Here is a 12,760-nt window from a genome sequence, read left to right on the forward strand (position 1 = left end):
ATCATTTACGTTAACAGCAACCGCTATCTGGAGCACAACTGCTTTCTGTTTGATTTACGGATTCCAAAGTATTGCTTACACCACAAGTATCACGCGCTTTACAATCAGTTTTTTTAATGGACAATTGGATGATTAATGCATCTTTATCAATATTATAATCATCAACAAAAAGTTGGGCCGTGTGAAAATTTGGATTACTATATTCAAATTTAATTTCGGCTTCCCTGACCATTGGTTTCATTTTATCCACCCTGTTCAAAATCTCCATGGCTTTATGAACTTTCATAAAGTCTTGTTTCCCTATCTCATCTGGACTTTCCCACAATTGTACCACGGTTTCTTTCCAGTAGTCCGTTCCAGCACCACAGTCAACAGCATCTACCGTAATATTTTTTACTTCGGTAATGTGATAGTTTGCTTCAACAAATTTATTTTTTGAATACTCAAAAAGTAGGCTCTTTTCTTGATTTTGGTTGAGTAATGATAAAAGTTCAGATGTGTTCATGATCAACAGCAGTTATAGTTAATGTTCGTAAAAAAAGTATTGAACGATTGTTGCAATTCTTCCCATCGTTCTTTATTTATACAGTAACAAAGATTTTTACCTTCAAAAGTACCTTTTAAGAGGCCTATCTTTTTTATTTCGTTCAAGTGCTGGGATATAGTAGGTTGTGAAAGTCCAATCACATCGACCAAATCGTTGCATATACAATTTTCTTGTCGGCTTATATATTCTAAAATAGCTATACGTGCAGGATGTGCCAAAACTTTGGCCACTTGAGCCAGTTCATTTTGAGGTAAAGAAAAAATATGTGTTTTGGATGCGCCCAAATTTTATTATTAAAAATTATATTGCAATATTACGATAATACCTTTAAATAAAAAAGCCAGAGTAAAAAACCTCTGGCATTTTTATTTTAGAACCAAGGTTTTTTTCCTACTTGATAAGTATTATAAAATTCCTCATCAGATTTAGTTAGATAGATTATTCCTTCTATTAAACCTACTAAGCCCATAGCTGATGCTCCAATTCCACATGTAAATATTCCAAGAACCAAAGTAACCGCTATCATGATCAATCCTTCTTTCTGATAGCCCAAAATAAATTTATGAACCCCCAATGAGCCAAGAATAATAGCTAAAATACCCGCAAGCATTTTTTTATTTTCAGCATTTAGGGTGTCGTTGACACCATCTGAAAACTCATTGGCGGTTTTTTTCGCTTCTTCTTTAAAGTCATTGGTAGAATCTTTTGCTCCTTCAAAGCCATCTTTGGCCTTATTATCGTCTTTGTTTTCTTCGGACATGGTATTAATTAATTTTGTTGGTTGTACATGGTTTAAATTTAAGGAATATTTTATTAGCTATAGAAATGCTTTATCAACAGGTTCCCAAAGTTCTATTTTGTTCCCTTCCAAATCCATGATCCAGCCAAATTTTCCATACTCATATTCTTCAACTTTGCCTATTATGGTTACTCCTTCTTTTTTGAGCGTTTTTAAGAGTTCGGTTAAATTTTCAACCCTAAAGTTCATCATAAATTGTTTATCGCTTGGTTGAAAATATTCGGTGTTTTCTTTAAGTGGACTCCATTGTGTGGAGCAGGAGCTACCTCTTTTGTCCTTCCACCAAAAGGTGCAGCCATAATCATCCGTGGGCAAACCCAAATGGTTTTTATACCATTCCTTCAATGCTTTTGGATTTTTTGTTTTGAAGAAAAAACCGCCTAGGCCCGTTACTCTATTTTTCATTTTAATTCTACTTTCCTTTTTCCAGAAAATGGAAAAATTTTATCTGTTTATGTTCTTTTCGTATAATTTTATCCAATCCTCAACTGTCATTTTCTGACACAGTTGAGCAATGAGTCCAAAAGGAATATTCTCCATTTTTTTAAACCTGATACAGCTTTTTCCCATATCCAATTTTGCTTTTATATGGTTGGAATATTCGGCCAAGAACCAATCCAATAATTTTTTGTCCGCATATATCCCAGAATGATATAGGGACACGTAATGCTTCTGTGAGGCGATATGTATAAATGGTAAGGGCAATTTAGGATTACAATGATAACCTTTGGGGTACAAAGAATGGGGCACCACATACCCTATCATATTATAGTTGATACATTCTTCAAATCCTTTAGGTAGGTTTGTATTTATTGTACTCCGCAACTTAGAAACTGCTTCCTTGCGTTCTTTGGGCAATTTGCCAATATATTCATCGGGTGTCTTCGCTTCTATGGTCATTTTTACTATTTACGTTGAAGTGTAAAAGCGGAAATCAAGGAAATTATAAAACCTATTACAAAAACGGTCATTGCCATGAGCGCAAAGGAGAAAAATGGATTGGCAAATAATTCCTTTTGAGATTCCATTTCTGCCAATTTGGTTTCAAACTCTACCTTTGGAAGAGATGCTTTCATATCTGCTATAGCATGCTCGTAATACTCTGTGGTAAAATTTGGATTTATTACTTTAATGTAAAATATATCCAAGACACCAAAAATCAATGCGACTATGAGGCTTATCAATATTCCAACAATAAGCCCTTGCTTAAAACTTGCCTTGCCTTGATTCTCTTTGTCCCTAAAATGTTTTATACCAAAATATACAAAACTTAAGGAAAGTATTATGGATATATAACCCAATACTTCCTGCATGGAGAATGATAAATCACTCAAAGCGTACCAACTGATCAAAAAAAGCACACTGATGGTAATGGCTCCATAAAGACCGAACTTTAATACTGTTTTCTTCATCTTAAATTTATTTAAATGGTTAGTTCAAAAGTACTTATGGGGAGTCATGCTGTATTCATACTAAAGTACTAAAATGATGGTATTTAACTTCCAAAACAATTTAGAGTGACAGGATTTGTAGTTTTTTTGCTATTTGTATCGCTTGTGTCCTACGTTTGGCCTCTAACTTTACAAGCAGGTTGGATACATGGGTTTTTATGGTACTTTCCGATACAAAAAGTTGATCTGCAATTTCTTTGTTGGAAAGGCCTTTTGATACCTGAACAAGTACTTCATGTTCACGTTTGCTTATTCCAAGCTGTTCAATCTTCTTTAAATCTATTGAGGAAGAAGAGAATTTTTCTTCTTGCGATTTCCTTTTGTTGATAAAAAGACCAATGGCAAAGAAGCAGATAGCAATAATGGCAATGATTATTTCTATGGAAATATCATTGGAAATATAGGCATACTTGCTTAGTTGAAGAAGTGCAAGCAATGATACTATAAGTGCCGAAAAAACGAATACGGTCTTTTTCACCCATTAAATTTAACAAAATCCAGCTTTGATTTTATCTACAATGGTCTGTGCCAACTTTTCCTTGCTTTCTGTTGTCCAACCTGCAACATGGGGCGTCAATAGAACATTTTTGGCTTTTCGTAAATATTTGAAGGCCTTTGGTTTCTGCGCAAACATATTTTCGAACGATTTTTTTTCATATTCCAACACGTCCAAACCAGCACCAAGAATTTTTTCTGACTTTAATCCATTTACCAAATCGTGGGTTATAACACATTTTCCACGTGCCGTATTCAGAAACCAAAATGGTTTGTGAAATTCATTTATAAATCCTGAATTGACCATCCCTATGGTTTTTTCTGTCTGGGGAACATGGAGGCTTACAACATCGGATTTTTGTTTGAACTCCATAATCCCTACCTGTCTTGCATTATCATCGCCTACACCGCCTACAATATCATAGCAGATAATGTCCACATCAAAGCCACTGAGTTTTTCGGCAAAAGCCTTGCCCATATTTCCATAACCGATAATACCAACAGTTTTACCGTTTAATTCAACACCGCGATTACCTTCCCTGTCCCATTTCCCTTTTTTGACCTCCCTGTTTGCTTTGGTCATTTTGTTCATTAAGGACAGTAACATCCCCAAAGTATGTTCGCCTACGGCATTACGATTTCCTTCTGGTGCCGAAGCTAAAAAGATATCCTTCTGTTTGGCATAACGTGTATCTATATTTTCCAAACCGGCACCTACACGGCCTATAAACTTTAAGTTGGTTGCTTTGTCCAAGAACTGTTGGTCAATAGTAAATCTACTTCTTATGATTACGCCATCGTACAAATGTATTTTTTTCTCAATATCGTCTTTTGATGATGTATAGTCTTCGTCATTTTGGAATCCGAGTTCCGCGAACTGTTCTATAAGCAGTGGATGATTGGTGTCTAGGTGGAGAACTTTCATGGCTGTAATCTAAAATTCCTAAATTTTGGGATATTCGGTTTGGGTCATTTCATGCGCTACTTTACCGGTATGTGCAGTATCCTGTTTTTCAAAAAGCAATAAATGGACTTCTTCCCCATTTTTGGTCGAAGGGCAATGCTCCACTCCTTTTGGAACTACAATAATCTCACCTTCTTCCACAACTTCGGTTCTATCTCGAAACTTCATGTACAAAGTGCCTTTCAAAACTTGAAAAAGTTCATCTTCGCCCTCATGCGAATGCCAAACAAACTCTCCCTGTACTTTGGCAAGGATGACCTGCATGTCATCCACGACCGCAATTTGATGTGGATGCCATTGCTTGGTGAATTCTGAATGTTTTTGTTTTAGGTTGATAGGCTTCATAACTTTTAGAATTTAAATCCCCAGAATCATTTTGGCAATCAAAAAATAAATCAAGATTCCAAAAATATCATTGCTAGTTGTAATAAAAGGCCCAGTGGCAATTGCTGGGTCAACGCCACGCTTATGTAAAAATAGCGGGGTAAATGTGCCCACAAAACCCGCTACAACAATAACCGCGATCAACGAAATGGAAATTGCCAGTGCTGTCATAAAATCTCCTTTCCAGCCCCAGGTAAAAAGCAATAGTATTACTGCTAAAATAACTCCGTTTAAAAGTGCCAATACAATTTCCTTTACCAATCTATTGCTTACACTTCCCTTTAAATCATCGTTTGCCAGACCTTGAACAATAATGGCACTGGATTGTACACCAACATTTCCTGCCATGGCGGCAATCAAAGGCGTAAAGAGAAAAAGAACGGTGTATTTATTGAACATTTCTTCGAACCCTCCCATAATATATGCGGCGGCGGCTCCTCCAAAAAGGCCCAATATAAGCCAGGGCAATCTTGCTCTGGTCAATTCCCAAATACTGTCATCTGCCTCAACATCTTGAGAGATACCTGCAGCCATCTGGTAGTCTTTATCTGCTTCTTCACGAATCACATCAACAATATCATCGATTGTGATACGCCCAACCAATCGCCCAATTTCGTCGACTACGGGAATCGCCTCCAAATCATACTTGGACATTATTTTTGCTACTTCTTCAGATTTTTCATTGACTCCAACATAGTCCACTTTGGGAATATAAATGTTCTTTATATGGGTTTTTGTGGAAGTTGTAAGCAAATCTTTTAATGATAGCCTACCCTTTAGTTTATCTTCATCATCAACCACATAAATAGAGTGGACCCGGGTAACATTCTCTGCCTGTGCTCTCATTTCCTTTACACAAGTGAGTACATTCCAATTTTCATTGACCCTCACCAACTCTTTTGCCATAAGGCCTCCTGCTGAATCCTCATCGTAGCGCAAAAGGTCCACGATATCCTTGGCGTGCTCTCTATCCTCTATTTCCGAGATGACCTCCTGGACGATTTCTTTTGGAAGTTCCCCAACAATATCTGCGGCATCATCCGTGTCGAGTTCTTTAAGCTCGCCCGCGATTTCTTTTGCGGAAAGATTGTTCAGTACGGCCTCTCGAATATCTTCGTCCATTTCAGCGATGATATCGGAGGTTTTTTCACTATCCAAGAGCTTGATTAGATAAGTAGCCTCATCAACGGTAAGTTCATCGGCTATCTCTGCAATATCCGCATAGTGGAACTCCTTCATCAATAACTGAAGGTCAGCGTTCTTCTTTGCCTCTATAAGCTGTTGTATCTCAGCGATTAGCTCATCTGTAAGTTTAAACGGAGTCATTGGCTATTTTCTGTGTTAACGCTATAAAGTCAGGTACGCTCAGTTGTTCTGGACGCTTATCAAATATAGTATCTTCTTTTAGATTATTGGAAAGGTTGAAGGTTTTAAGACTATTGCGAATAGTCTTCCTTCTTTGGTTGAAAGCGACCTTTACCACTTTGAAAAACAAATGCTCGTCACAGGGTAATTTTAAAGTTGCCCTTCGGGTTAGTCGCAACACTCCTGATTGTACTTTTGGAGGGGGGTCAAATACTTGTGGATGCACGGTGAAAAGGTATTCCGCTTCATAGAAGGCCTGTACCAAAACCGATAATATGCCGTAGGTTTTGCTCCCAGGGTTTTCGCAAATACGCTTTGCGACCTCTTTTTGGAACATACCTGAAAATTCTGGAATCTGCTGTCTCATTTCCAACATCTTAAAGACAATTTGGCTGGAAATATTATAGGGAAAGTTGCCGGTTATGGCAAATTGTTCATCCCCATAAAGTTGTTTTAAATCAAACCTTAAAAAGTCTGCTTCAATAATAGCAAAGCGATTATTCTTTTCAAACACTTTTGGATGCTCCAAACGGAAACTATGGTTAAGATAGACTATGGATTCTTCGTCGAGATCCATGGCTACTAAATCCAAATTTTTAAGGAGCAGGTATTTGGTAAGCACACCCATGCCCGGACCAATTTCCAAAACATTGGTATATCCATCGAGGGAAAGCGTATCAGCAATTTGTTTGGCTATATCCTCATCCTTTAAAAAGTGCTGTCCTAGATACTTTTTAGGTTTGACAATGCTCTCGTCACGCCCATTTTTCTTTTTTTTTGACCAGCTTTCTTCATATCTCTTTTTATTCTTTTTGGCCACAGCAGTTTTTTTGCAAGTTAATGTGAATTTTACACATAGGCCTACGGTCCAGCTCCAAATCGAAATTTTCAGTATTTAAAAATCCGATTATATTTTATAGGGAAATTAGTTTGAAAAATTTAGGGTATTTGCTGGCTTATTATTTCCAACTCTGTTCTAAAGGCAACAAATTTGTTGGAAAATAATTTTAGAGTATCGCCACGTAATCTCTCCGCATCTTCCTCATAATAGCTTTCCAAGGTTTTCCTGTCTTTGGAAGTGTACTGAATGGAGTAGGTGATTCCTTCCATATCCTCTTCAACAAGTACTTTGGCCATTTTTGCATGAGAGAACTTACCTGTCGCCAACATATCCGGAATATGTTTATCACGCATCCAGGATAACCATTTATCATGAACGCTTTCATCTATATTGATGGTGACATTATATATGAGCATGTGAGTTTATCTTAAAAAACTAAATGTAAAAAAGATTTAGTTAATAGCATCTCCCCTAAGCATCCTAAAATGCTTTCTGGCCTTTGGAAAATAATAACTGTCCTGATAATTGTAAATAATTTTTTCGTACTGGGTTTTTGCTTTTTCTGGTTGGCCGAGAATATTTCTGTACAGTTCGCCCAATGCAAAATGCGCATCATCTGCCAGAATTCCATCAGCATAAAACGCTATGATTTTCTTATAATTAAATTCGGCAGCCTCGTATGATTTTTGGGCTTCCAATAATTCTCCTTGTTTCAAAAGTGCTTCATCTTCAATTTTTTCACCTTTATGATTTTCCAAAATGTCTTCTAGAGTTTCAATTGCTTCCCTATTTTTATTTTGATAGGCCAACAAATCGGCCCGTGCATATTTCTTTAGTGCTGTTTGTGTGGAATCTTCAAGGGAATTGTCCGATATCAATAGACTCAATTGCATAGCATCGTTGGCAATCAATTGCGATGTTGAACCTCTCAATACTTTCAATTGAGTGAGAGCCCAATCAAAATCTCCTTTATAAAAACTGGTCTGGGCCACCTTAAAACGTGCGTCTTGGCCAAGGACATCATTTTTTAGACTTTTTTGAACCTGGGTAAAGTAGATAAGTGCTTGATTGAACTTTTGATCGTAAACCAAAATATCCCCCAAAGCCAATTTTACATAGGCCACGCCCATTCGTCCCAAAGGGAGCACTAAACACTCTTTGAGCATTGCAATTGCAGGTTTTGGATTTTCCTTTTTAAACGTTAGAAAATTTCCGTAAGCTATTTGTAGCTGCAAAGAGCGACTTTGTACTCCGTATTCCGTGACCAAAGCTTGAAACTTCTTTTCTACGCTTTCCAGCTTTTTTCTATCTGTTCCTTCAAGTTCAATGTCTATTAAGTGGAGTTGTGCATTTAATTTGGCAACAGGGTTATTGCTATTTTCCACAATATATTCAAATATAGGTATTGCGGAGGTGTAATTTTTTTCCTCCAGTACAATTTGGCCCAAGTTCTCCAATCTATCGAGGGAGCTTTCTCCAGTGCGCTTATATATTGCCTTTTCTTGGTTAAAAGCACTATTGTACTGTTTTTGTTGGATAAAGAGCCAACTCAATAACTCATTCCAAAGAACGTCTGGATCTTTTTGCGCTTTTTTAAGCAGTACTTTTTTCAATAAAACATTATTAGTGTTTGCAGGATCTTCTGAGATAAAGTCATCAATATTCCTTAATACATTAGATCGTGAGGTCCTACCTTCATAGATTAAATTTAAATAGGAACTGTACATTTTTTCAACATCCCCTTTCTCACCATAAATTCGTGCCAATTGAAAATCATAGTTTAAGTCAGGCTTTAGTTCCATGGCTTTGTTATAGGCCTGTATGGCATAATCGAGCAGCGCATACTTTTGAAAACGATATCCTACACTGTATCCAAAATTTGGATTCTCATTTATTTTCTGTATTGCTTGCTCGTAAAATCCCAAGGCTTTTTCGGGCTGGTCCTGTAATGTGTAGTTATAGCCCAGTTCTATAAAAAATGTTGGGAAGGCGTAGGGATCCTCAATTTTTTTTAGCAGAAATGTTTCGGCATCGGTATACCGCTCCAATTGTTGGTAACTTGCTATAAGACCTTCCGCATAATCCGTTCGCCTTGGGCTTTTAGCCACTAATTTTTCATAAAAAACCAAGGCTTTTTCATACTCTCCATCATTGAAATACTGCTTGGCCAGGAAATCCTCTTGCGCGCACGTAAAAGTTTGAAATAGGCTATATGTAATAAGAAATAGAAAGTATCGCAACGCAATCTTTATTTCAAATATAACGTAGAAAAACACGGAATCCTGTTAAGTGAATCCAAATAAATAGTCAGAAGGTTCAGTTGATTATTGAAAAACCGCAATAGGGAACCAATATTTCCGGTATTTTAATGCCCTCTTTAGTTTGATAGTTTTCCAAGATTCCCGCTAAAACACGGGGCAGTGCCAAAGAACTGCCATTTAATGTATGGGCCAATTGACTCTTACCGTCCTCGTCTTTGTATCGAAGTTTTAATCGGTTTGCTTGAAAGGCTTCAAAATTTGATACGGAACTTATTTCGAGCCACCTATCCTGCGCAGTGGAAAAAACTTCAAAATCAAACGTCAGTGCCGCTGTGAAACCTAGATCACCGCCGCATAGGCGTAATATTCGGTAAGGTAATTTCAATTCCCTAAGAATATTTTTTACATGTTCCGTCATTTCATCCAAAGCTTGGTATGAGTTTTCGGGGCGTTCAATTCGTACCAATTCCACTTTGTCAAATTGGTGCAGTCTGTTCAAGCCACGAACGTGGGCACCATAGCTTCCGGCCTCTCTTCTAAAGCAAGGAGTATATCCCGTATATTTTATGGGAAAACTTTCTTGGGAAACAATATCGTTTCTGTGCAGATTGGTAATAGGAACCTCGGCGGTTGGAATTAGGTAGAGGTCATCATTCTGTACATGATACATTTGTCCCTCTTTGTCGGGCAATTGTCCAGTTCCGTAACCAGAAGCTTCGTTGACCATAAGTGGGAGTTGTACCTCCGTGTACCCAGCTTCAGTATTTTTATCCAAAAAGTAGGAAATGAGCGCACGCTGCAATCGGGCCCCTTTTCCTTTATAAATGGGGAAACCCGCTCCCGTAACCTTTACGCCAAGCTCAAAATCTATAATATCATATTTTTTTGCCAATTCCCAGTGGGGCAATGCATCTTCATTTAGCTTTGGAATATCTCCTTCCTTAAAAATTTCCACATTGTCGTCATCGGAATTTCCAGCAGGAACGGATTCATGAGGTATGTTGGGAATTTGGTACAACAATTCTTGAAGTTTAGCAGCAGTAGTATTGAGCAGTTCGCCCAATTGTTTTGAAGCTTCTTTAAGATCGGTAGTTTGTTCTTTCAGTAGAGTTGCTTCTTTTGCTTTACCGGTTTTAAAAAGTACTCCAATTTCTTTGGACAGCTTATTGGATTTTGCCAAAGTAGCGTCAAGTTCTGTTTGAATGGCGCGTCTTTTCTCATCTAAATCAATAATTGCCGATAGCAATGGCTCTGCATCGATATTTCGCTTTTTTAAAGCATTCACTATAATGCTTTTGTCCTCCCTGATTTTATGTAATTGAAGCATGACTTGTTTTGAGCGGCAAATTTAAGTCAATCCAAGCGAGTTGACCAATATTTAATCTTTTTGTGAGGGTCTTATCCATTCGTTATGTGAAAAATGTTTCCACGGTACGTTGGCCAAGTCTACCTTGGGATCAACGAACTCATGGTATTTTCCATTATTGATCTTGACCTTTCCTTCAAGAAAAACTTGAATCTCCTCATCTTTTTCGGCATACTCTTTTTTAAGATATTGAGCAAATTGCCATGTAAAATCCGGATAGCAAGCTACTTTTCTTTTTTGTTTTTTAGTGAGGTAATCATCTAGCTTTACATAGTTTTCTTCCCCTGTTTTTTTGCTGACAATTTTAAAACGTGCCGTACCGGAACGGCTTCTTAGCATCATTCGCCAACTCAAGCGATGGCCCTCCTCTGTCCAAAGCACGTCATCTGGAATAGTGTAATGTCTGAGCGGAAGTAAGAATTGTATAGTAAAATATAATCCCAAAATTGCCAAAATCCATTTACTGTTTTTTGGAACATGTATGGTATTGTCCACAATTACAGTCTTTTTTTTCAGAAAAATATTCCTAATGGTCTGCGGAGGGAAAAAGAATAAAATAAAAGCCAATGACAAGTATGGGAAAATACCTATTTGAAATACAATACTATTGAACAGGTGAAAGAATATTGAAAATATAAAGGCTATCTTACGAGTTGGTTTCCAAAGTAACGCGGGAACAATGAGCAAATCGAACAAAATTCCAAATACGGCTATAATTTTGTGAACCCACTTTTCTTGCAATAAGTCGCCTACAAGAAAATAGTTCTGCTTGGATTTCATTAAGATTTCAATTATGCTGAAGTCCAGCCAATCTCCATACAGCTTTGCAACAGATGCATAGGTGTACACAATGAAAAGTTGCAGGATCACCATCCATCTAATCCAGTTGAACATTGTTGTCGAACGGAAATTTGGATTTTGTTTGGCATCCAAGGAAAAATCCCGATTTGCAGGAAGAAATGCCATTATAAACGCCAAGAGCATTAACAAATAGTAGTGGTTGTTGTACGATGTTTTTTGCATAAGATATACGCCTGTCCACATAACGGCAAAAGTGAAAGCGCTCAATCTGTATTTATAGCCCAAGGCAATCATTAACCCGAGCGTGCCCATTATGGCAAAATAAACGTACATCCAATCACCTGGTAAAGGCTGTAACCATTCAAAACCGATAAATGAAAAAGTAAATCGGGGCTCGACCAACGTTCTCCTTACCCAACCTGTGATAATTGCTCCATAACATTCGGCACTTATCAGTAAACCGTAAAAAACCCTAAATACAACAAGTTGGGCATTGTCGATCTTCTTAAAAAGAAATTGGTTAAGCACTTTATTTGGCAATTAAGTTTAACGAAGTTTTTTTATCCTTCTTCAATTGTTCTCTAAGTTCCTCAACGGAATCGAATTTATTCTCATCCCTAATACGATGTAGGATGCCAACTTGTACCTTCTTGTCATAAAGGCTACCTTCAAAATCGAAAAAATTGATTTCGATGCTTTTTTCTGTTCCGGATACTGTTGGGTTGAAGCCGATGTTCATCATCCCAAAATATTCTCTTTGATCGATGTTGCTCTTAACAACATAAACGCCATTTTTTGGAATGAGTTTGTAAGGTTCGGGTATGTGAAGATTCGCTGTCGGAAAACCAAACTGCTTGCCAAGACCCTTTCCTTTTTTTATGATGCCCGTGAGCATGTAAGCATAATTTAAATAACTATTTGCAGTTAGGATATCACCTGCTAAAAGTGCATTTCTGATTTTTGTTGAACTAACGGACACATCATCGATTTCTTGCGCGGGTATCTCCTCCACCTCAAAATCCAATGTATTCCCAAAAGCCGTTAAATCCTGTATATTGGCATTACGGTTTCTACCAAACCTATGATCATAACCAATGATTATTTTTTTCGTCTTTAGTTTATTGACCAATATATCCCTCACAAATTCGGTAGCTGAAAGTCTGGAAAAGTCTTTTGTAAAAGGATGTATGATCAGATAATCCAGCCCCAGGGAATCCATTGTCTGAATCTTTTCATCCAATGTGTTCAATAACTTAATGTTTGTATCTTTTTGCAAGACCATCCTAGGATGGGGAAAAAAGGTGAGGACGGTTGATTTTAAACCAGCGGTTTTGGCACTATTTATGAGGCGTTCCAATATCTTGCCGTGACCAAGGTGTACCCCATCAAAAGTACCAATGGTAACGGCAGTTTGAAATTTGTTGTTTATGAAGTGAGAAATACCTTTGATTGTTTCCACTAAATCAAGAAAATAAAAAAGGCTATT

At 37.4% G+C, this 12,760-nt stretch carries 16 protein-coding genes; all 16 read right to left on the reverse strand.

The genetic code is table 11. The features are described from left to right. Positions 1–10: 10 nt before the first annotated feature. The 16 genes from HME9304_RS09285 to HME9304_RS09360 all read right to left on the reverse strand — a co-directional run bounded on the left by HME9304_RS09285 (position 11) and on the right by HME9304_RS09360 (position 12,733). The gene (locus HME9304_RS09285) at positions 11–505 is read right to left on the reverse strand and encodes a DUF6428 family protein (protein WP_112378330.1); all 495 of its coding nucleotides are present in this window, start codon (positions 503–505) and stop codon (positions 11–13) included. 2 nt (positions 506–507) lie between these two features. Next, on the reverse strand, positions 508–831 hold the full coding sequence (locus tag HME9304_RS09290; RefSeq protein ID WP_112378331.1) for an ArsR/SmtB family transcription factor: 324 nt from the start codon (positions 829–831) through the stop codon (positions 508–510). Positions 832–917: 86 nt separating this feature from the next. After that, on the reverse strand, positions 918–1,307 hold the full coding sequence (locus tag HME9304_RS09295) for a TM2 domain-containing protein (RefSeq protein WP_112378332.1): 390 nt from the start codon (positions 1,305–1,307) through the stop codon (positions 918–920). A gap of 57 nt (positions 1,308–1,364) precedes the next feature. Then, entirely contained in the window at positions 1,365–1,751 is a 387-nt protein-coding gene (locus tag HME9304_RS09300; protein WP_112378333.1) for a VOC family protein, read from the reverse strand. Positions 1,752–1,790: 39 nt separating this feature from the next. Then, a complete protein-coding gene (locus tag HME9304_RS09305) occupies positions 1,791–2,246 on the reverse strand; it encodes a DUF1801 domain-containing protein (RefSeq protein ID WP_112378334.1) in 456 nt (151 codons plus the stop codon). Positions 2,247–2,251: 5 nt separating this feature from the next. Then, positions 2,252–2,758, reverse strand: a complete 507-nt coding sequence (locus HME9304_RS09310; RefSeq protein WP_112378335.1) for a DUF4199 domain-containing protein — start codon at positions 2,756–2,758, stop codon at positions 2,252–2,254. Positions 2,759–2,858: 100 nt separating this feature from the next. Further along, positions 2,859–3,275 carry a response regulator transcription factor gene (locus HME9304_RS17235; protein ID WP_112378336.1) on the reverse strand — a complete coding sequence of 139 codons (417 nt, stop codon included), beginning with the start codon at positions 3,273–3,275 and terminating at the stop codon, positions 2,859–2,861. A 9-nt stretch (positions 3,276–3,284) separates the two neighbouring features. Beyond that, positions 3,285–4,217: a 2-hydroxyacid dehydrogenase gene (locus HME9304_RS09320; protein ID WP_112378337.1), complete on the reverse strand. Its 933-nt coding sequence runs from the start codon at positions 4,215–4,217 to the stop codon at positions 3,285–3,287. 18 nt (positions 4,218–4,235) lie between these two features. Next, positions 4,236–4,601, reverse strand: a complete 366-nt coding sequence (locus tag HME9304_RS09325) for a cupin domain-containing protein (protein WP_112378338.1) — start codon at positions 4,599–4,601, stop codon at positions 4,236–4,238. Between the two features lie 12 nt (positions 4,602–4,613). Next, positions 4,614–5,966, reverse strand: a complete 1,353-nt coding sequence (mgtE, locus tag HME9304_RS09330; protein ID WP_112378339.1) for a magnesium transporter — start codon at positions 5,964–5,966, stop codon at positions 4,614–4,616. Then, positions 5,953–6,825, reverse strand: a complete 873-nt coding sequence (gene rsmA / locus HME9304_RS09335) for a 16S rRNA (adenine(1518)-N(6)/adenine(1519)-N(6))-dimethyltransferase RsmA (RefSeq protein WP_112378340.1) — start codon at positions 6,823–6,825, stop codon at positions 5,953–5,955. Before rsmA ends, mgtE begins: the two co-directional genes overlap by 14 nt. Positions 6,826–6,944: 119 nt before the next feature. Continuing rightward, positions 6,945–7,262 (reverse strand): DUF4286 family protein, encoded by a 318-nt coding sequence (locus HME9304_RS09340; protein ID WP_112378341.1) that lies wholly within the window; start codon positions 7,260–7,262, stop codon positions 6,945–6,947. 36 nt (positions 7,263–7,298) lie between these two features. Next, positions 7,299–9,086, reverse strand: coding sequence for a tetratricopeptide repeat protein (locus tag HME9304_RS09345; RefSeq protein WP_417935256.1), 1,788 nt, complete (start codon positions 9,084–9,086; stop codon positions 7,299–7,301). A gap of 76 nt (positions 9,087–9,162) precedes the next feature. Beyond that, positions 9,163–10,434 (reverse strand): serine--tRNA ligase, encoded by a 1,272-nt coding sequence (gene serS / locus HME9304_RS09350; RefSeq protein ID WP_112378342.1) that lies wholly within the window; start codon positions 10,432–10,434, stop codon positions 9,163–9,165. Between the two features lie 51 nt (positions 10,435–10,485). After that, positions 10,486–11,802, reverse strand: a complete 1,317-nt coding sequence (locus HME9304_RS09355; protein ID WP_112379780.1) for an HTTM domain-containing protein — start codon at positions 11,800–11,802, stop codon at positions 10,486–10,488. A gap of 1 nt (position 11,803) precedes the next feature. Continuing rightward, a complete protein-coding gene (locus tag HME9304_RS09360) occupies positions 11,804–12,733 on the reverse strand; it encodes a bifunctional riboflavin kinase/FAD synthetase (protein ID WP_112378343.1) in 930 nt (309 codons plus the stop codon). Positions 12,734–12,760 lie beyond the last annotated feature (27 nt).

Origin of the sequence: Flagellimonas maritima, from assembly GCF_003269425.1 — a bacterium.
Taxonomy (GTDB): domain Bacteria; phylum Bacteroidota; class Bacteroidia; order Flavobacteriales; family Flavobacteriaceae; genus Flagellimonas; species Flagellimonas maritima.